Annotated in this window: 19 protein-coding genes; 5 read left to right on the plus strand and 14 right to left on the minus strand. The window is 71.0% G+C overall.

Annotation, left to right across the window (positions count from 1 at the left end; translation table 11 throughout):
* Positions 1-13: 13 nt before the first annotated feature.
* Together F6W97_RS12155 and pyrR are read right to left on the minus strand one after the other, a co-directional pair.
* Complete coding sequence (locus F6W97_RS12155) at positions 14-922, minus strand: aspartate carbamoyltransferase catalytic subunit (RefSeq protein WP_155370376.1); 909 nt, start codon at positions 920-922, stop codon at positions 14-16.
* On the minus strand, positions 919-1509 hold the full coding sequence (pyrR, locus tag F6W97_RS12160; protein ID WP_155370377.1) for a bifunctional pyr operon transcriptional regulator/uracil phosphoribosyltransferase PyrR: 591 nt from the start codon (positions 1507-1509) through the stop codon (positions 919-921). The genes F6W97_RS12155 and pyrR overlap by 4 nt, the downstream gene beginning before the upstream one ends.
* A gap of 324 nt (positions 1510-1833) precedes the next feature.
* Between pyrR and bldD the strand changes: the two genes are divergently transcribed.
* A complete protein-coding gene (gene bldD / locus F6W97_RS12165) occupies positions 1834-2322 on the plus strand; it encodes a transcriptional regulator BldD (protein ID WP_120320100.1) in 489 nt (162 codons plus the stop codon).
* Between the two features lie 72 nt (positions 2323-2394).
* Here the strand turns inward: bldD and nusB are convergent, their stop codons facing one another.
* Both nusB and efp read right to left on the minus strand, forming a co-directional pair.
* On the minus strand, positions 2395-2832 hold the full coding sequence (gene nusB / locus F6W97_RS12170; RefSeq protein ID WP_155370378.1) for a transcription antitermination factor NusB: 438 nt from the start codon (positions 2830-2832) through the stop codon (positions 2395-2397).
* A 30-nt stretch (positions 2833-2862) separates the two neighbouring features.
* Positions 2863-3420, minus strand: a complete 558-nt coding sequence (efp, locus tag F6W97_RS12175) for an elongation factor P (RefSeq protein ID WP_120320098.1) — start codon at positions 3418-3420, stop codon at positions 2863-2865.
* A 218-nt stretch (positions 3421-3638) separates the two neighbouring features.
* Here efp and F6W97_RS12180 point away from each other — a divergent pair, with 218 nt between their 5' ends.
* Entirely contained in the window at positions 3639-4295 is a 657-nt protein-coding gene (locus tag F6W97_RS12180) for a response regulator transcription factor (RefSeq protein WP_269059687.1), read from the plus strand.
* Between the two features lie 121 nt (positions 4296-4416).
* A complete protein-coding gene (locus tag F6W97_RS12185; protein WP_155370380.1) occupies positions 4417-5688 on the plus strand; it encodes a sensor histidine kinase in 1272 nt (423 codons plus the stop codon).
* Between the two features lie 108 nt (positions 5689-5796).
* On the opposite strand, the gene F6W97_RS40075 is transcribed toward F6W97_RS12185, so the two are convergent.
* Entirely contained in the window at positions 5797-6261 is a 465-nt protein-coding gene (locus F6W97_RS40075; protein ID WP_196279102.1) for a hypothetical protein, read from the minus strand.
* A 112-nt stretch (positions 6262-6373) separates the two neighbouring features.
* Between F6W97_RS40075 and F6W97_RS12195 the strand changes: the two genes are divergently transcribed.
* Positions 6374-7528: a branched-chain amino acid ABC transporter substrate-binding protein gene (locus F6W97_RS12195; protein ID WP_196279103.1), complete on the plus strand. Its 1155-nt coding sequence runs from the start codon at positions 6374-6376 to the stop codon at positions 7526-7528.
* A 23-nt stretch (positions 7529-7551) separates the two neighbouring features.
* A complete protein-coding gene (locus tag F6W97_RS12200) occupies positions 7552-8229 on the plus strand; it encodes a hypothetical protein (RefSeq protein WP_155370382.1) in 678 nt (225 codons plus the stop codon).
* A 120-nt stretch (positions 8230-8349) separates the two neighbouring features.
* Here the strand turns inward: F6W97_RS12200 and aroQ are convergent, their stop codons facing one another.
* The 9 genes from aroQ to mltG (F6W97_RS12245) form a co-directional block, all read right to left on the minus strand.
* Entirely contained in the window at positions 8350-8784 is a 435-nt protein-coding gene (aroQ, locus tag F6W97_RS12205) for a type II 3-dehydroquinate dehydratase (protein WP_155370383.1), read from the minus strand.
* 11 nt (positions 8785-8795) lie between these two features.
* Positions 8796-9872, minus strand: a complete 1077-nt coding sequence (gene aroB / locus F6W97_RS12210; RefSeq protein ID WP_155370384.1) for a 3-dehydroquinate synthase — start codon at positions 9870-9872, stop codon at positions 8796-8798.
* Position 9873: 1 nt separating this feature from the next.
* Complete coding sequence (locus F6W97_RS12215) at positions 9874-10380, minus strand: shikimate kinase (protein ID WP_407924568.1); 507 nt, start codon at positions 10378-10380, stop codon at positions 9874-9876.
* A 35-nt stretch (positions 10381-10415) separates the two neighbouring features.
* Positions 10416-11594, minus strand: a complete 1179-nt coding sequence (aroC, locus tag F6W97_RS12220) for a chorismate synthase (RefSeq protein ID WP_155370386.1) — start codon at positions 11592-11594, stop codon at positions 10416-10418.
* A gap of 115 nt (positions 11595-11709) precedes the next feature.
* Complete coding sequence (locus F6W97_RS12225; RefSeq protein ID WP_155370387.1) at positions 11710-13791, minus strand: PQQ-dependent sugar dehydrogenase; 2082 nt, start codon at positions 13789-13791, stop codon at positions 11710-11712.
* 142 nt (positions 13792-13933) lie between these two features.
* Positions 13934-15052, minus strand: a complete 1119-nt coding sequence (locus F6W97_RS12230) for a glycerophosphodiester phosphodiesterase (protein WP_155370388.1) — start codon at positions 15050-15052, stop codon at positions 13934-13936.
* 118 nt (positions 15053-15170) lie between these two features.
* Complete coding sequence (gene mltG, locus F6W97_RS12235) at positions 15171-16385, minus strand: endolytic transglycosylase MltG (RefSeq protein ID WP_155370389.1); 1215 nt, start codon at positions 16383-16385, stop codon at positions 15171-15173.
* A 37-nt stretch (positions 16386-16422) separates the two neighbouring features.
* Entirely contained in the window at positions 16423-17229 is an 807-nt protein-coding gene (locus tag F6W97_RS12240) for a shikimate dehydrogenase (protein ID WP_155370390.1), read from the minus strand.
* Positions 17229-18479, minus strand: coding sequence for an endolytic transglycosylase MltG (mltG, locus tag F6W97_RS12245; protein ID WP_155370391.1), 1251 nt, complete (start codon positions 18477-18479; stop codon positions 17229-17231). Before mltG (F6W97_RS12245) ends, F6W97_RS12240 begins: the two co-directional genes overlap by 1 nt.
* Positions 18480-18584 lie beyond the last annotated feature (105 nt).

Raw genomic sequence — 18584 nt, forward strand, 5'->3', positions numbered from 1 at the left:
GTCCTCCGGACGGTCATCGGGCTCCTCCGAGGAGGAGGTAGAGGCAGGCCATCCGCACGGAGACGCCGTTGGTGACCTGCTCGACGATGGTGGAGCGGGGCGAGTCGGCCACCTCGGGCGTGATCTCCATGCCGCGGTTCATCGGGCCGGGGTGCATGACGATCGCGTGCGCGGGCATCCGGCGCAGCCGTGCGCCGTCGAGGCCGTAGCGGCGGGAGTACTCCCGGGCCGAGGGGAAGTAGGAGTCGGTCATCCGCTCCCTCTGCACCCGCAGCATCATCACCACGTCGGCCTGCGGCAGCACCGCGTCGAGGTCGTAGGCGACCTGGACCGAGGCGTTGAGGTCGGTGGGCACCAGGGTCGGCGGCCCGACCAGGGTCACCTTCGCGCCGAGGGTGTTGAGCAGCAGCACGTTGGAGCGGGCCACCCGGCTGTGCAGCACGTCGCCGACGATGGCCACGTGCAGGCCGTCGAGCCGGCCCATCCGCGAGCGCATCGTGTACGCGTCCAGCAGCGCCTGCGTCGGGTGCTCGTGGGTGCCGTCACCGGCGTTGAGCACGCTGCCGGTGACCCAGTTGGCCAGGCGGTGCGGCGCGCCGGAGGCGGGGTGCCGGATGACGACCGCGTCGGCGCCCATGGCCTGCAGCGTCCAGGCGGTGTCCTTGAGGCTCTCGCCCTTCTCCACGCTGGAGCCCTTGGCCGAGAAGTTGATCACGTCGGCGCTCAGCCGCTTGGCGGCCGCCTCGAACGAGATCCGGGTGCGGGTGGAGTCCTCGTAGAAGAGGTTCACCACGGTGCGGCCGCGCAGGGTGGGCAGCTTCTTGATCTCGCGGCCGGAGACGCTGGCCATCTCGGTGGCGATGTCCAGGATCTCTGTCGCGGTGGCCGCGTCCAGGTCGGCCGTCGACAGCAGGTGCTTCATCGGGTTCCGCCCTTCGAACCGGTGGCGAGGACCACCTCGTCGTTCCCGTCGATCTCCACCAGTTTCACTTTGACCTGCTCGGACAGGGCGGTGGGGATGTTCTTGCCGACATAGTCGGCGCGGATCGGCAGCTGCCGGTGGCCCCGGTCGACGAGCACGGCCAGCTGCACGGCCGCGGGGCGGCCGAGGTCGGACAGGGCGTCGAGGGCGGCCCGGATGGTGCGGCCGGAGAAGAGCACGTCGTCGACGAGGATGACCTTGCGGCCGTCGATGCCGCCCACGGGCTCCTCGGTGCGCCCGACCGCGCGTACGGAGCTGCTGCGCAGGTCGTCGCGGTAGAGCGTGATGTCGAGGATGCCGACGGGCACCTGCACGCCTTCGAAGGCGTGGATGCGCTCGGCCAGCCGGCGGGCGATCGGGACCCCGCGGGTGGCGATGCCCATCAGCACCACGTCCGCGGCCCCGGAGGTCTTCTCGAGGATCTGGTGCGCGATGCGGTCCAGCACGCGGGAGACGTCCGCGGCGGAGATCACGATCTTCGTGGGAGCCGGCCCGGCCGGCTGCTGGTGGTTCGACTCGTCTGTCATTGGGCGCGCCAAGGCAGACCTCCTTCCCCGCCTCACTGGACGGGTCGTTAAAGGATGTCAATGTCCATGGTCGGCGGGGTGAGCCGACGACCATCTGATCAGTAAACTTAGCAGTGTGACGGCGGCCTATACGCGCGGGGGTGAGTCAATCCGCAGGTCATACCGTTGACACTGGCGGATCAGTTCAGTTGATCAAGCTGGTCGGATGAGGTTGTCTCAACTTGTGGTCAACGAGCACTTGACCACGTGTCTTCCGCGCCGTACCGTCACGCTGCGTAGCGATCGTCGGGGAACCCGCCCCGGCATATAGCTGGGAGTGTCGGAATGCCGTCTGATTACGCCAAGTCCCTCGGTGCGCGACTGCGCTCCATCCGCCAGCAGCAGGGCCTGTCCCTGCAGGGCGTGGAGGAGAAGTCGAACGGGCGTTGGAAGGCTGTCGTCGTCGGCTCGTACGAGCGCGGCGACCGTGCTGTCACGGTGTCCCGGCTGGCCGAGCTGGCCGACTTCTACCGCGTGCCCGTCGGCGAGCTCCTGCCCGACGGCCCGGCCCCGCGCCAGGAGGCAACTAGCAAGATCGTCCTGGACCTGGAGCGCCTCTACGACGGCGCCAAGGAAGATCTTGCCTCGGTCGCCCGCTACGCGCGCGCCATCCAGCAGCAGCGCGGCGACTACAACGGCCGGGTGCTCTCCATCCGTGCCGTGGACCTGCAGGCGCTGGCCGTGTTCTACGACTGCACCCCCACCGAACTGATCGAGCGGCTGGCCGACCACGGCGTGCTCGTCGCCGACCCGCGCGCGTTCTTCGCGAGCTGACACTCTCCCGCACCGACGAAAGCGGCCTTTCACCCCGGCAAGGGTGAAAGGCCGCTTTCGCGTCGGATGTGCTCAGTGGCGCGGCGCGTAGTCCGCGATACGGCCGAGCAGGCCGTTGAGGAAGCGCGGCGAATCGTCGGTGGAGAGCTCCTTGGCCAGTTCGACGGCCTCGGTGATGGCCACCGGGTCGTCGATCTCGGGCACGTAGAGCAGCTCGTACACCGCGATGCGGGCGAGGTTGCGGTCGACCACCGGCATCCGGTCGATCGTCCAGCCCTCGGCGAAGGTGGCGATCGTCTCGTCGATGTTGTCCAGGTGCTCGTTGACGCCCTCGGCCAGCGACACCGCGTACGGCAGGTGCTCCGGGCGCGGCGCCTCCATGCGCTCCAGGTATGCCGCCAGCACGGTGCGCACCGGCAGGTCGCGCAGATCCGCCTCGTAGAGCACGTCGAGCGCCCGCTTGCGTGCCTTGCGGCGCGCGGACGACTGCGACTTCGGCGCCTCAGCCACGAGCAGTCCCCCGGACGGGCGACAGGCCCATCAGGACCGGCCCAGGTAACGGCCGTCGCGGGTGTCGACCTTGATCTTCTCGCCGTTGGTGATGAACAGCGGCACCTGCACGGTCGCGCCGGTCTCGATGGTGGCCGGCTTGGTGCCGCCGGTGGAGCGGTCGCCCTGCAGGCCCGGCTCGGTGTAGGTGATCTTGACCATCACGCTGGTCGGCAGCTCGACGTACAGCGGCACACCCTCGTGGGTGGCGACGACCACCTCGGCCTCGGGCAGCAGGTAGTTCACGTTGTCGCCGACGGTCACGCCGCTGACGTGGATCTGGTCGTAGGTGTCCAGGTCCATGAAGACGAAGTCGTCGCCGTCGGCGTACAGGTACTGCATGGTGCGCTTGTCGACGTTCGCGGTCTCGACCTTGGTGCCCGCGTTGAACGTCTTGTCGACGACCTTGCCCGTGAGCACGTGCTTGAGGGTCGTGCGCACGAAGGCCGGACCCTTGCCGGGCTTCACGTGCTGGAACTCGACGACGGCCCAGAGCTCCTTGTCGAGGTTGAGCACCATGCCGTTCTTGAGGTCGTTCGTGCTAGCCACAGCCAGGCTCCCGTACATGATCAGATACTTGACAAAGAACAGACCTGACTACTTTACCGGCCCGTGATCTCAGGCCGGGCGCGCGGGTGGCCGGGGACACCCTGTGACGATCACCCGTCGCGGCCGCCGGTCCGCGACGGTCGCGGCGAGGCGTCCCGAGCGGCCGCGCTAGCCGGGCGAGCACCGCGGTTGCTAGCCTCGCCGCCGTGCGGGTACTGGTGGTAGAGGATGACCCTGAGGTGCGTGGGGTGGTCGTGACCGCCCTGCGCTCGGTCGGGTTCGCCGTCGACCAGGCGGCCGACTGGAGCCAGGCCGACGTGAGCATGAGCGTCAACGACTACGACTGCCTGGTGCTGGACCGCATCCTGCCCGAGGGCGACTCCGCCGGCCAGCTGCGCCGCCGCCGCGAGGCCGGCCTCGGCGTGCCAGCCCTCATGCTAACCGCCCTCGACGACGTCACCGACCGCGTAGCCGGCTTCGAGGCCGGCGCCGACGACTACGTCGTCAAACCCTTCGTCGCAGCCGAACTGGTGCTCCGCGTACGCGCCCTCTGCCGCCGCCGCGGCACCATGCTCCCCCCGGTGATGCGCGCCGGCGACGTCGAGGTCGACACCGCCCGCCGCGAAGTCCGCCGCGACGGCGTCCTGCTCACCCTCACCCCCAAGGAGTTCTCCGTCCTGGAGATGCTCCTGGTCCGCCGCCCCGCCGTGGTCACCCGCGCCGACCTCTTCGAACACTGCTGGGACGAGCAGGCCGACCCCACCTCGAACGTCGTGGACGTCGTCGTAGGCCAACTCCGCCGCAAACTAGGCGACCCACCCATCATCACGACCATCCGCGGCACCGGCTACCGCGTCGACCTGGCCGGCCGCTGATGCCCCCGACGATCTTGCGCGGCCGGTGGGTGCGACACACTCATACCGGGCAGAAGGGCAACAGTTCGCGCAAGATCGTCGCGATCTTGGGTGGCGGGGCGGGGCGGGGCGGGGGTGTGGGGTGAGGCGGGAGACGCGGCAGTTGCAGACTGCCGAGCGGCTGGCGGGGTTGCGGATGCGGTTGACGGCGCTGCTGCTGGCGCTCAACATCATCGGGCTGGCGGGGATGGGGGCGGTGGCGCTGGTCGTGGATGAGCGGCAGCGGGCGGAGGCGGTCACGGCCGATCTGCACCGCACCGCGGGCACGGCGGTGGCGCTGCTGTACTACGACTCCGGTGCGCTGCTGCTGGACAAGCTCTACGACAACGCGATCGCGCAGGGGTCCACCGCGGTCTACGTGTACGAGGCCGACCGGACCGATGTCACCCTGGTCTTCGCGCACCCGGCCCGGCTGGCCGTCATCGCCCCGCCCACGCTGCTCGGGCCGGCACGGCAGGTGCGCGCCGTGGGCGGCGAGCTGAGCGAGGCGGTCCGTGACGAGCGGCAGGAGGTCGTGCACCTGCTGGCGGTGCCGTTCCGGCATGCCGAGACGGGGGCGATCGCAGGCACCGTCGTGGCGGTCGCCGACCCGGGTCCGGGACAGGCCGCGCACCGGCGGCTGGCGCTCGCGCTGGTCGTCGGCGGCACCGCGTTCACGGTGATGACCTGCGTCGGGGGTTACCTGCTGGCCCGCCGCGGCACCCAGCCCATCGCCGACGCGCTCACCCAGCAGGAGCGGTTCGTGGCCGACGCGGCGCACGAGCTGCGCACCCCGCTGACGGTGATCCGGGCGGTGTCGGAGGCGGCGCTGGACTCACCCGCCCGGCAACCGGACGCGCTGCGCCGGGTCATCGCGGCCACCGACCGGCTCACCGACGCGGTCGCCGCGCTGCTCACCCGGGCGCGCCTGGTCGCCGGGCTGCGCCACCTGGAGCGCCAGCGGTTCCGGCTCGACCAGCTCGCCGAGGAGGTGCTGGCCGACACGGTGCAGCCGCCGCACACCGCGACGGCGTACACCCGGCCCGCGGTCGCCCTCGGCGACCCCACCCTGGTCCGCATCGCCCTGCGCAACCTGATCCACAACGCGGTGCAGCACGGCCGCGACGGCGACGCCCCCGCCACCATCACGCTGACCGTCGAACCGGGCACGGTCGTCATCCGCGACGCCGGCCCCGGCCCCGGCGCGGACCTGCCCGACGGCACCGGCGAGCGCTTCCGCCCCGGCTCCCCCAACGGCACCGGCCTGGGCCTGGCCATCGCCCGCTGGGTGGCCGACCTCCACGACGGCTCCCTCACCCTGCGCCCCGCCGAAGGCGGCGGCACCGAAGCCACCCTCACCCTCCCCACCCCCTGACCCCCGCCGCCACCCTCAAGATCACGACGATCTTGCGCGAACGGTTGCCCTTTTGTTCGGTTCGCGCGTGTCGTACCCACCGGGCACGCAAGATCGTCGCGATCTTGGCTAGGCGGGGGTGGGGCCGGCGCGGGTGCCGATGGGGGTTACGGCGTACCAGTGGCCGTCCTGGCCGTGGCCGTTGGCGTCGCCGGGCATGCGGTCGCCGGTGTAGCCGTAGAGGGGCCAGCCGGCGAGGGTCAGTTGCCGGGTGCCGTCGGGGCGGGTGAGGGTGCCGATGAGCTGGCGGTCGATGCCTTCGACGCGGATCGGGTCGGCGGCGGGGACCGGCAGCCACTGCTGCGCGCAGGAGGCGGTGCAGGCCGAGCGGGGCGGGCGGTTGCCGTCGAGTTCGCTGCGGTAGAGGACGTAGCCCTGGGCGTCGATCACTATCCAGCCGAGGGTGTCCGAGCTGATGCCGAACAGGGCGGCCTGCAGGTCGGAGGGGCGGCCCGGGGCGGGGGGCAGGGCGGGCTGGACGGCCGCCTGGCCGCTGCTGCAGCCACCCAGTAGGGTCGCGACCAGCACAAACACGGCCGCGACCCGCTGTCGGGCAGCCGGCCACGCCGTTTCCACCGGGTTACTCATGCAATCCTCACGCTCATCCGGGCAGGATAGGCGCACCCTACGTCGAGGAGGTCGGCTGTTGCGAGGGCCGTTCGCACGGGTCACCATGGCGCTGGCGCTGCTCGCGCTCGTCGCGCCGGTGTCCGGCTGCGACGCGGCAGCGGGCACAGCGGCCCCGCCGGCCCGGCCGTGCGGCCTGAAGATCGCCGTCATCGGCCCGCTCAGCGGGGCCTCGGCGGATCTGGGCACCAACATCCGCTCCGGTGCCGCGCTGGCGGTCGAGCAGTACAACGGCCGGCACCCCGACTGTCCCGTCACGCTGCAGGACTTCGACTCGCAGAGCGACCCGAAGCAGGCCACCGCGCTGGCACAGCAGATCGTGGCCGACCCGAAGATCATGGGAGTGGTCGGGCCGGCCTTCTCCGGGGAGTCCGCGGCCGCGCTGCCGCTGTTCGACCAGGGCCTCGTCACGATCGTCAGCCCCTCGGCGACCCGCACCAACCTCAGCCAGCGCGGCTGGTCGACGTTCCATCGGCTGCTCGGCAACGACGCGGCGCAGGGTCCGGCGGCCGCCCGCTACATCGACACGGTGCTGCGCGCCCGCAAGGCGTTCGTCATCGACGACACCGGGGCGTACGGCCGCGGCCTGGCCGACGAGGTGGCCGCGACGCTGTCCGGCAAGGTGGTGCAGCGGGCCGCGGTGCCGCCCCGCCAGGTCGACTTCTCCTCGGTGGTCAGCCAGATCCGCTCCGCCGGGGCCGACGTCGTCTTCTACGGCGGCTACTACTCCAGCGGCGGGGCCCTGCTCAAGGCGATGCGCAACGGAGGGCTGACCGCCACCTTCGTGGGCGGCGACGGGGTCAAGGACCCCGGCTTCGTCCGCGCCGCGGGGGTGCGCGCCGCCGAGGGCGCCGTCATCACCTGCGCCTGCCTGCCGCCGGAACGGGCGTCCCGGGACTTTCCCGCGCACTATCGCGCCGGGTTCGGCAAGGACGCCGGGACCTACAGCGCCGAGGGGTACGACGCCGCATCGATCTTCCTGGCCGGCTTCGAGGCCGACCGCACCACCCGCCACGACATGGAGGCCTTCGTCGACACGTACGCCCACGACGGCGTCACGGGCCGGCTGCAGTTCACCCCGCAGGGTGAGCTCGTGGACTCCGCGATCGTCGTGTGGGCCTACCGGGTCGCCGACGGCACCGTCGTCGCCGACCGCGAGATCCCCCGCACCTGACCTGCCTGAGAGGAGACCGTCCCATGTCAGCGACCCTGCTCACGGACCTCCCCCTGCTCGCCGCCGAGACCGCCCACGGCACGGGCGGGCCGGGCACGCCCACCCTGTCCGCCGACGCGTCCCGGGCCGAGATGGCCCCGCTGGACCGCGCCCTGTCACAGGCCCCACTGGGGGCGTTCCCGCTGCTGGAAGCGGCTTTCGGCTGGCAGGAGCTGCGGCCGTCCGGCTGGCACCGGCCCGCGGCCGCGACCGCGATCGCGCAGACCTCCTCCCCCGCCGCGGCCGCCCGGCTGGCCAGCCTGCTGTCGACGCTGACCTGGGCGAACGTCGTCCGCACCGAGCGGGACGGGTTGCGGGTCGAGGTGGCGGCGGGGGCGTACAACCGGATCACCCGGGCGCTCACCGGCGCCTGGCGCAGCCGTACCCAACTGCTGGCCGCCTCGCCGGCGGCGCCGGATTCGCGCCAGGCGGCGCTGGGCCTGTGGCGGATGGCGATGCTCACCGGCGGCGTCGACGCCCACGCCGGCCAGCTCACCGTGCGCGCCGGCTCCCCCGCCGCCGCACAGGCACTGGTGGCCGCGGCCGCCCGCCTCGGCATGCCCGCCACCGTCGACCGCCCCCGCGAGGGCGGCCACCCGGTCCGCGTGACCGGCCGCGCCCAGGTCTACCAGCTCCTCACCGAAGCCACCGGCCAGCGCTGACCATCAAGATCACGACGATCTTGCGCGAACCGTTGCCCTTATGGCCGTTTCACCCGTGTCGTACCCACAGCCCACGCAAGATCGTCACCCCGAGGGTGGGGCCGGCACTGACCGGGCGGGTCAGTCGGTGAGGCGGTGGAAGAGGTGTTCCAGGGCCAGGCGGTAGCCGTCTACGCCCAGGCCGGCGATGACGCCGGTGGCGACGGCGGAGACGACGGAGTGGTGGCGGAATTCCTCGCGGGTGTGGATGTTGGAGATGTGGACCTCGATGAGGGGGGCGTTGAGCATGGCGCAGGCGTCACGGACGGCGTAGGAGTAGTGGCTCCAGGCGCCGGGGTTGAGGACCACCGCGGCCTGTTCGTCGGCGGCCTGGTGGAGCCAGCCGACCAGCTCGCCCTCGTGGTCGGTCTGCCGGCACTCGACGTCCAGGCCGAGCAGGGCGCCGGTCTTCTCGCACAGCTCCACCAGGGACGCGTACGTGGTGACGCCGTACACGTCGACCTGGCGGGTGCCGAGCCGGCCCAGGTTGACCCCGTTGAGCACGTACACCTTCATGGCGGTCTCCTTCAGGAGGCGATGGCCCGGTATGCCTCGGCCAGCAGGGACTCGTCGTCGACGGGCACGGTGACCGGCTGGGCGATGCCGTTGAGCAGCACGAAACGCAGCGCCTTGCCGCGGGCCTTCTTGTCGACCGACATGGTGGCGCGCAGCTCGTCCCAGGCGTCGGCGGGATAGGACACGGGCAGGTCCAGCGAGCGCAGGATGGCGGCGTGGCGGGCCGCGGCGGCCTCGTCGAGGCGGCCGGTGAGCACGCCCAGGCGGGCGGCGTACACCAGGCCGACGCTGACGGCGTGCCCGTGCGACCAGCGGTAGTGCTCCCGCCGCTCGATGGCGTGACCGAGCGTGTGGCCGTAGTTGAGGATCTCGCGCAGCCCGGACTCGCGCAGGTCCTCGCCGACCACCCGCGCCTTCACCGCGATCTTGCGTTCGATCAGCTCGCGCAGCACCGGCCCGGCCGGGTCGACGGCCGCCTTCGGGTCGTGCTCGATCAGGTCGAGGATCACCGGGTCGGCGATGAAGCCGCCCTTGACCACCTCGGCCATCCCGGCCAGCAGCTGCGCGGTCGGCAGGGTGGCCAGCGCCTCGGTGGCGCAGAGCACCCCGGCCGGCGGGTAGAACGCGCCGACCAGGTTCTTGCCCGCGGCGGTGTTCACCCCGGTCTTGCCGCCGACGGCCGCGTCGACCATGCCGTTGATGCTGGTGGACACGGGCACCCAGCGCACGCCGCGCAGCCAGCTGGCCGCGACGAAGCCGGCCAGGTCGGTGACCGCGCCGCCGCCGACGCCGACCACGACGTCGTTGCGGGTGAACGAGGCCTTGCCCAGCTCGTCCCAGCAGTGCTCGGCGACGCCGATGGTCTTGCCCGCCTCGGCGTCGGGCACCTCGATCATCACGGGCTGGATCCCGGCGTCGACCAGGTGGGCTGCGGCCTGCTCGGCGTACGCCCGCACCGGCGGCGCGTACAGCACCGCGGCCCGGTCCGCGCCCTTGACCAGGCCGGGCAGCTCGGCCAATACGCCGGGGCCGACCAGCACGTCGTACGGCTGGTCGCCGCCCACGGCGATCCGGGTCAGCTCCGACATGTCAGCCCTTCAGCAGCTCGACGAGCTCGGCGGTGATCTCCTCCGGGGTGCGCCCGTCGGTGACCACGGTGTGCACGGCGACCTGCTGGTACAGCGGCCGCCGCTGGTCGAGCAGGAAACGCAGGGTGGCCCGCGGGTTGAGGTTCAGCAGCGGCCGCCCCTGGCCCAGCCCGACCCGCGACACCGCGTCGGACAGGTCCACGCTCAGGTGGACCACGGTGTGCCCGGCCAGCAGGGCCCGGTTGTCCTCGGCGAGCACAGCCCCGCCGCCCAGCGCCAGCACGCCGTCGTGCTCGGCCAGCGCCGCCGCGACCGCGGCCGTCTCCATCGCCCGGAAGGTCTGCTCGCCCTCGTCGATGAAGATCTCCGAGATGGGCTTGCCGGCGGTGGCCTCCACATCGGCGTCGGTGTCGCGGAACGACACGCCAAACGCCTGCGCCAGCAGCTGCCCGACGGTGGACTTGCCCGCCCCCGGCGCGCCGACCAGGACGCACAACGGCTTGCTCACGATCTTCTCCCCTGTGCTCATCGCCCGCGCCGGTCTCAGCGGATCAGCAGGTTGTCCAGGTAGCCGGCGAGGTTGCGGCGGATCTCGACGACCGAGTCGCCGCCGAACTTCTCCGTCGCCGCCTCGGCCAGCACCAGCGCCATCATCGCCTCGGCGACGACCGCCGCGGCGGGCACCGCGCACACGTCGGAGCGCTGGTTGATGGCGGTGGCGACCTCGCCGGTGACCACGTCCACGGTGGACAGGGCGCGGTTGAGCGACGAGATCGGCTTCATCGCGGCGCGCACCCGCAGCGGCTCACCGGAGGTCATGCCGCCCTCCAGGCCGCCGGCCCGGTCGGTGATCCGCTTCACGCCGTCGGGCGTCGGCACGATCTCGTCGTGCGCCACCGAGCCGCGCGAGCGGGCCTGGGTGAACGCGTCGCCGATCTCCACACCCTTGATGGCCTGGATGGACATGAGGGCGGTGGCGATGCGGGCGTCGAGCTTGCGGTCCCACTGGGTGTGCGTGCCCAGGCCCGGCGGGACGCCGTAGACCAGCACCTCGACGATGCCGCCGAGGGTGTCCGCGTCGCGCTTGGCCGCGTCGACCTCGGCGACCATGCGCTCGCTGGCCTGCGGGTCCAGGCAGCGCAGCGGGTCGGCGTCGATGCGCTCGGTGTCGCCGGGCACCGGCACCAGGCCGGACTTGGCGACCACGGAGCCGAGCTCGACGACGTGGGACAGCACGTCCATGCCCAGCGCCTGCTTGATCAGGGCCTTGGCCACGGTGCCGACGGCGACGCGGGCCGCGGTCTCCCGGGCGCTGGCGCGCTCCAGGATCGGCCGGGCGTCGTCGTGGCCGTACTTCTGCATGCCGGCCAGGTCGGCGTGGCCGGGCCGGGGGCGGGTCAGCGGGGCGTTGCGGGCCTGCGCGGCCAGCAGGTCCGGGTCGACCGGGTCGGCGGACATGACGGTCTGCCACTTGGGCCACTCGGAGTTGCCGACCTGGATCGCGACCGGGCTGCCCAGGGTGCGGCCGTGGCGCACCCCGCCGAGGATGGTGACCACATCCTGCTCGAAGGCCATACGCGCGCCGCGGCCGTAGCCGAGCCGGCGGCGGGCCAGCTCGCGGCCGATCTCGTCACTGGTGATCTCGATTCCGGCGGGCACTCCGTCGAGCACGGCGACCAGCGCCTGCCCGTGCGATTCCCCTGCGGTCAGCCAACGCAACACGATCACCAGTCTGTCACGGCGCACCGGCCGGACGCCCGGCACGCCCCGCCGGTGTCACCAGACGGGACGCAGCTCACGTGAGCTGCGCAGCGGCTGTTCCACCAGGCGGACACGGTCATTTCAGCTTGATCGTGACGGGCTCGCTGCGGTCGCTGCCGACCCGGGCCACGATCTCGTAGGCCCCCACCGCCGGCGACGGCCCGGCCGGCACCCGGCGGCCCTTCTTCACGCAGGTGCTGCTGGTCTTGCCGTTCCAGGTCACGGTGTAGGTGCGCGACTGGCCCGGCCCGAAGCGGACCACCTGGTTGCCGTGCAGCGGGCCGCAGTCGTCGGACGACCAGACCTTCTCGCCGTCGCGCAGCAGCTGCAGCTCCTGCAGATCGGCGCCGACGTCGCGGGTGCAGGAACGCTTGGACGTGTTCTGCACCTTGAGGGTGATGTTGAGCGGGCTCTTGCGGTCCACGGTCTTCTTCGCGGGCGCGGCGGTGACCTTCAGCTCGTCGTCGGTGCACAGCTTCTTGTCCACGCCGGTGGTCTTGGGCGCGGCCCCGGCCTGCTCGGCGTAACGCACCCGGTAGATCTTCGACTTGGCGGCGTACGGGCCGTCCTTGACGTCGTCGGGGTAGAGCGCGCTGAAGTACAGCCCGTCGGAGCCCGCGGCCAGGCCGGCGACGGTGGACTTGCCGTTGCCGTTGTACTCGATCAGGGTCTTGGGCCCGGTGGCCTTGCCCTTGTCGTCGAAGGCGAACATCACGATGCGCTTGCCGCGCACCTGCGGGCCGGAGGCGTAGGTGGGGCCGCTCTCGGAGATGTAGGCGTTGCCGTACACCTCCTTCGGGAAGCCCGCGCCCTGGCCGCCCTCCTCCTGCACGAAGGTGATGCCGACCGGGGCGTGCGCGACGGTCCAGTTGTAGAGCGCCTTGTTCTTCATCGCGCTGTCGCCGACGTACCAGCCGAAGTCGGTGCCCCGGGTGACGCGGGCGAACCGGTCCATGGAGGGGCCGTTCTCCACCGAGTAGTGCTGCCCGTCGGCGGCCCGCCAGGCGCCGCCGAACGGGTTGCGGAAGCCCAGGGCGAAGATGTAGTCCTTGGCCTTGATCCCGTCCTTCTTGTCGTAGAACGGGTTGTCCTCGGGTGCGCTGCCGTCCAGGTTGACCCGCAGCACCTTGCCCCTGAACGAGTTCTTGTCCTTGGCCGTCTTGGGCTCGAACGCGTCGGCGACGTGCACGTACAGCTTGCCGTCCGGGCCGATGGTGAGGTTGGAGATCTGGTGCGAGGCCACCATGTCCTCGCCCTTCATGTCCAGGATGGTCTTCACCGAGGTGGCGCTCATGCCGTCGGCCGCGCTGGTCAGCCGGACCACCTTCGGGTAGAGCTTGCTGCCCGCCTTGTAGACCATCGACGCGAACAGGTCGCCGGACTGCGGCTCGACGGTGATGCCGCCCAGGCCCAGCTCGCCGTCGCCGGGGAACTTGTCCGTCGGGTCGAAGTTCAGCAGGTTCTTGGCGTACGTCGCGACGCTGAAGTCGCCGCGCACCACCTTGATCTGGCCGTACAGCTCGTTGACGTAGAAGCGCGGGGCGTCCGGGGCGGTGGGGTGGGCGGCCGCCATGGCGATGCCGACCGGCAGCGCGAACCCGGACGCGACCTCCTCCACCACGTAGCCGTCCTGCAACGCCCGCCACTGCGGTGCGCCGGGCAGCGGCTCCAGCTGCACGTCCGTCGTGAAGGAGCGGATCGAGTACGGGCTCCACTGGGTGTCCGGGTCCGCCGAGGACGAGCGGAAGCGGGCGCGCACCTCGAAGGTGCGGCCGGGCGGCAGCTCCGCCTTACCCGCCAGCGAGCCGGTGAACCTGCCGTTGCCCAGGTGGGTGTGCAGGCGGGAGGCGCCGTGCACGCACTGCGCGGTCCACACCTGTTCCACCGGGTCGGGGGCGGCCGACCAGATCTCCCAGTCGCTGCACGCGTGCTCGTCGTGCACGTCGGCGTCGGCGAAGGGCTGCGCCTCCATGTGCACGTCCGCGCCGTTGAGCAGCTGCCCGTCCGAGGACGGCTCGCTGATCTCCGGGGCGAGCGGCGGGATCGACGTCATCGCGGCCGGGCTCGCCGGGCTCACGAACGACAGCAGCCCCGCGACCGCGATCACCACGATGGCGAGCGCCACCTCACCGACCATGGCGACCTTGCGCGCGCTCATTCCCGACTCCCGGCTGCTCGACTACGGACAACCGCGCCAGAGTAACCAGGAAAATCGGATATTAAGGAGCAAACACGCTGATAACGCTAGAATGCGCACGGCCACCGTGGCGCTTCGCGGTCCGGTGGCCGTGCGCACCGGATCAGGACCGGTGCAGCGCGCGGGCCAGCACGCCCAGGTCCGGGTTGTCGGTGAAGAAGCCGTCCACACCCGCGGCCAGGTACGCCGCCAGCTCGTCGAGGATCCGGCCGTACTCGGTGAGCACCGCCCCGTTGCGCAGGTTCACCGGCAGGAACTGGTTCTCCGCGCGGAAGGTGTACGGGTGCACCTTGAGGCCCGCGCGGTGCGCGTCGGCGATCAGCGAAGTCGGCTCGGCCAGCGAGCCGTCGGCCGCCCGCGGGATGACCAGGCCCTTCTCCGGCCCGATCCCGTCGATCACCTCGGCCAGGCCGGACAGGCCCGCCGGGCTCAGGTACTCGGCGTACGAGCGCGGGTCGTTGAACGGGTTGCCCGCCCCGGCCAGGAACACCAGCGGCGCCTTGACCCGGTGCGCCGAGCGCAGCTCGCGCAGGTTCGCCGCCTCGAAGGACTGCACGAACACCGGCGCGTCCCGGCGGTCCAGGCCGAACCGGCGCAGCGTCGCCACCAGCGGTCGCTCCAGCGGCAGGCCGATGTTCTGGAAGTACGTCGGGTGCTTGGTCTCCGGGTAGACGCCGATCTCGCGGCGCAGCTCCTTGGACAGCCGCTCGCGCAGCTGCAGCACCTCGGTGAGGGTGGGGATCTCGAACAGGCCGTTGTAGATCGTGCTGCGCTGGCGCACCGCGGGCAGCCGCTCCACGGCCCGCAGCGTCTTCAGCTCGGCCAGGGTGAAGTCCTCGGTGAACCAGCCGGTCACGGTCACGCCGTCGATCGTCTTGGCGACCCGGCGGCCCGCGAACTCCGGCCGGGCTGCGACGTCGGTGGTGCCCGAGATCTCGTTCTCGTGCCGGGCGACCAGCACGCCGTCGGAGGTGCTGACCAGGTCGGGCTCGATGAAGTCGGCACCCATCCGGGCGGCCAGCTCGTAGGAGGCGAGGGTGTGCTCGGGCCGGTAGCCGCTGGCGCCCCGGTGCCCGACCACCAGCGGCCGGCCGTGGTCATGATCACGCACCGGTCCATTGTCATGGCCGTCACCGGACGCCCACGCAGGCACGCCGATCAGGGCGGGGGTGGCCACCGCGGCGCTGAGCGCCCCGGCGATGAAAAGGTCACGTCGGTCCATCGTCTACTCCTCCATGCACGGTTACGTCAGGAGGAGTCCAGCCGTCGCGGGCAGCCGGTGATCGACGGTGCGGTGACATCCGGGCGAATTCACCGCGATGTCACCGCACCGATGCCACTCAGTCGCAGGAGTTGCGGGCCAGCACCTTGTTGCGCACGGCGATGTCGTTGTCCTCGCAGAATTGCGCGTACGTCGACGAGAACGCCGAGTTGCGCTGCTTGTCGACGGCGACGAAGAAGTACCAGTCGGCCTTCGTCGGCTTCGCCGCGCCCGCCAGCGCCGCCCGCCCCGGATTGTTGATCGGCGTGGGCAGGAACAGCACGTTGTGGTTGTACGGGTTCTTCTTGTCGTTCTGCTCGGCGCTGGTCATGTCCTTGGAGTCCTTGCGCGGCAGACCCTTCGACAACCGCCAGTAGTTGACCGTCACGTCGAACTCCAGGCAGGTGCAGACACCCGACCTGGGCTCGAAGATCCGGTTGTAGGCGACCCGGGCCACCTTCGGCAGGTCCGCCGTGGTGCCCGACTCCGCCTGGGCGAGCGAGGCGATGATCAGCATCTCGTACGGGGCGACCTTCAGCCCGCCGCGCACCGAGTCGGCGAACTTCAGCTCGGCGGCCACGTCCAGGAACCGGCGCACCATCAGCTTCAGCGCGCCCTGCGCGGTGACGTCCGGCGGGAACTCGTAGGTGTCCGGGAACAGGAAGCCCTCGATCGACCTGGTGACCTTCCGGCCGTCGCGGTCGAACCACGACTCGGGAACGCCCAGCTTCACCGGGTCCCTGCCCGCGGCCTTGAACTCCGCTTCCGGAATGCCCAACTTCTCGGCCAGCAGCCGGTAGATCTCGAACGAGGTCAGCCCTTCGGCGACGAGCACACCCTTGACGACACGCCGAGCCGGATCGAGCAGCATCACGATGGCGTCGGCCGCGCTCAGCCGCACCCGCAGCCGGTAGTGCCCCGGCTGGATCGTCGCGGCCTTCGGGTTGTCCTCCCAAGCGTCGAGGAACGCCTGCTCACTGGCGATCACGTCGTTGGCCTTGAGGACCTTGGCCATCTGCACGCCGGTCGCGTTCTCCGGGATCTGCAGCATCACCTCGGCCGAGTCCTGCGCGGAGGTGTAGTCGGGCGTGCCCAGCCAGCCTTTGACCTTGTCGTAGCCGAGATACACCGCGGCTCCGGCACCGCCGAGCAGGAAGACGGTCAGCATCACGGCCACCACCGTGCGGTTGCGACGACGCCTGCGGCGGTTGCGCCGGCCCCGCCCGTCCGCCGGGCGGCGCGGCCGGTGCGGCTCGGGCTCGTCGCCGAACGCGAGAAAGAACTCTTCCGTCACCGGTCTGCCTCCCCAGGGTCGCACCGACCCGGTCAGGCTAACCGCGACGAGCGTCCCGCAGTGCCCCGCGCATCGCCTCGACCGGTGCGGCAACCCCTGTGAACTGCTCGAACTGGCCGAGAGCCTGATTCAGCAGGAGATCCAATCCGGACACGACGGGGCATCCGGCCCGCTGCGCCGAGGCGGCCAGCGGGGTGGGCCACGGATCGTAGAGCGCGTCGAACAGCACCGTCTTGGCCCGCCACGGCACCTGGAGGTGATCAGCGACGCCCTTGGGCACGGTCGAGATCACCACGTCCGCGGCGGCGCACTGCTCGGCGTCGGGCCAGCCCGCCCCGGTCAGCGGCACGCCGAGCGCGTCGGCCACCGGGCGCAGCTCGTCGATCGCCTCGGGACGGCGGGCGTACACGATGACGGATTCGGCCCCCAGCTGTGCCGCCGCCGCCACCGCGGCGCGGGCGGTGCCGCCCGCGCCGAGCACGGCCACCCGCGACGCCGTGCTGATGCCGGCCTCGCCGAACGCCGCGACCATCCCGGGCACGTCGGTGTTGTCCGCCCGCCAGCTGCCGTCCGGCTGGTGGACCAGGGTGTTCGCGGCCCCGACCGCGGCGGCTACCGGGCTGACCGCCGTCGCGACGGTCAGCCCCACCTCCTTGAGCGGCATGGTCAGCGACAGCCCCGCCCAGTCGGCCCCCAGGCCCGCCACGAAGGCGGGCAGGTCGGCCTCGGCGCACTCGATCGCGGTGTACGACCAGCCGGTCAGTCCCGCCGCCGCGTATCCCGCGTTGTGCAGGACGGGCGACAGCGAGTGGCTGACCGGCTTGCCGAGGACCGCAGCGAGCATCAGCAGGAGCTCCGCTCCAGCGCACCGTTCTGCACGGCCTTGGTGTTGTCCTTGCAGAACTGGGTGTGGGTCGAGGAGAAGGCCGAGTGGCCTTGCTTGTCGATGGCCACGAAGTAGATCCAGTCGCCCTTGGGCGGGTTGGCCGCACCCTCCAGCGCCTTCTGGCCCGGGTTGTTGATCGGGGTGGGCGGCAGACCCTTGGCGTTGCGGTTGTACGGGTTCTTCGAGTCGGTCAGCTCGGCCTGGGTCAGCTCGCTGGAGTGCACGGCCTTCTTCCCGGCCATCTCCCGCGAGTAGTTGACCGTCACGTCGAACTGCAGGCAGTGGCAGGTGCCGATCTCGGCGACCGCCTTGTCGCTGAAGACCCGGTTGTAGGACACCCGGGCGACCTTGCCGAGGTCGTCGGCGTTGCCCGCCTCAGCCTGCGCCAGCGACGCCACGATCAGCGCCTGGTAGGGCGAGATGTTCAGCTTCGCGGCCGCGTCGGCGTAGCCCATGTCCCCGGTCACCTTCATGAACCGCTCGACCATCATCGACAGGGCCGACTTGGCGGTCACGTTCTTCGGGAACTCGTAGGTGTCCGGGAACAGGAAGCCCTCGATCGAGCGGCTCTCCTTCTTGCCGTCCTCCCGCTTGAACCACCACTCCGGCACGCCCAGCCCGATCGGGTCCTTCGCCGCGGCCTTGAACTCGGCCTCGGGGATCTTCAGCTTCTCCGACAGCAGCTTGTAGATCTTGAAAGTCGTGAGGCCCTCGGCAATGAGAAGGCCGTTGACCAGGCGGTTCTTGGTGTCCAGCAGCATCGTGATCGCGTCGGCGGCGCTGATCTGCACCCGCAGCTTGTACAAGCCGGGCTGGATCTTCTCGGCGTCGGAGTTCTTCTCCCACGCCTCGATGAACGCCTGCTCGCTCTTGATCACGTCCTTGGCCTTGAGCGCCTTGGCCATGTCCACGCCGCGGGAGCCCTGCTTGATCTCGACCTCGACCTCGGCGGAGCTGGCCGCACTGGTGTAGTCGGGGGTGACCAGGAAACTCTTGATCTTGTCGTAGCCCAGGTACGCACCGCCGGCCAGGCCGCCCAGCAGGAACAGGGTGAGGAAGAGCGCGAGGAAGGAGCGGCCGCGGCCGCGCTTCTTCTTTTTCTTCTTCTTCTTGTTGTTCCGGCCACGGTTGTTGTCCATACCGTGCCGACGGCGCTGTTGGCCGCGTTCGGGGTGCTCCTCGAACGACAGGAAAAGCTCGTCAGTCATCGGTGCCCTCTCGCGTACGGGTCGCCATCGGCGGCTACGTTACACGTGAAGGGTTTTGCACACCCCCGGACGGACGGCGGGTTTTCGGCCGCCGCCCAGGATCTA

The organism is Catellatospora vulcania, from assembly GCF_009720385.1.
Taxonomy (GTDB): Bacteria; Actinomycetota; Actinomycetes; order Mycobacteriales; family Micromonosporaceae; genus Catellatospora; species Catellatospora vulcania.

Excerpts from the sequence above, each read along its gene's own strand:
- bldD (WP_120320100.1), top strand. The coding sequence starts at position 1,834 with ATGCCGTCTGATTACGCCAAGTCCCTCGGTGCGCGACTGCGCTCCATC.
- aroB (WP_155370384.1), bottom strand. The coding sequence starts at position 9,872 with ATGTCGGAGCTGACCCGGATCGCCGTGGGCGGCGACCAGCCGTACGAC.
- aroQ (WP_155370383.1), bottom strand. The coding sequence starts at position 8,784 with ATGAAGGTGTACGTGCTCAACGGGGTCAACCTGGGCCGGCTCGGCACC.
- pyrR (WP_155370377.1), bottom strand. The coding sequence starts at position 1,509 with ATGACAGACGAGTCGAACCACCAGCAGCCGGCCGGGCCGGCTCCCACG.
- F6W97_RS12225 (WP_155370387.1), bottom strand. The coding sequence starts at position 13,791 with ATGAGCGCGCGCAAGGTCGCCATGGTCGGTGAGGTGGCGCTCGCCATC.
- F6W97_RS12200 (WP_155370382.1), top strand. The coding sequence starts at position 7,552 with ATGTCAGCGACCCTGCTCACGGACCTCCCCCTGCTCGCCGCCGAGACC.
- F6W97_RS12240 (WP_155370390.1), bottom strand. The coding sequence starts at position 17,229 with ATGCTCGCTGCGGTCCTCGGCAAGCCGGTCAGCCACTCGCTGTCGCCC.
- F6W97_RS12230 (WP_155370388.1), bottom strand. The coding sequence starts at position 15,052 with ATGGACCGACGTGACCTTTTCATCGCCGGGGCGCTCAGCGCCGCGGTG.
- mltG (WP_155370391.1), bottom strand. The coding sequence starts at position 18,479 with ATGACTGACGAGCTTTTCCTGTCGTTCGAGGAGCACCCCGAACGCGGC.
- F6W97_RS12155 (WP_155370376.1), bottom strand. The coding sequence starts at position 922 with ATGAAGCACCTGCTGTCGACGGCCGACCTGGACGCGGCCACCGCGACA.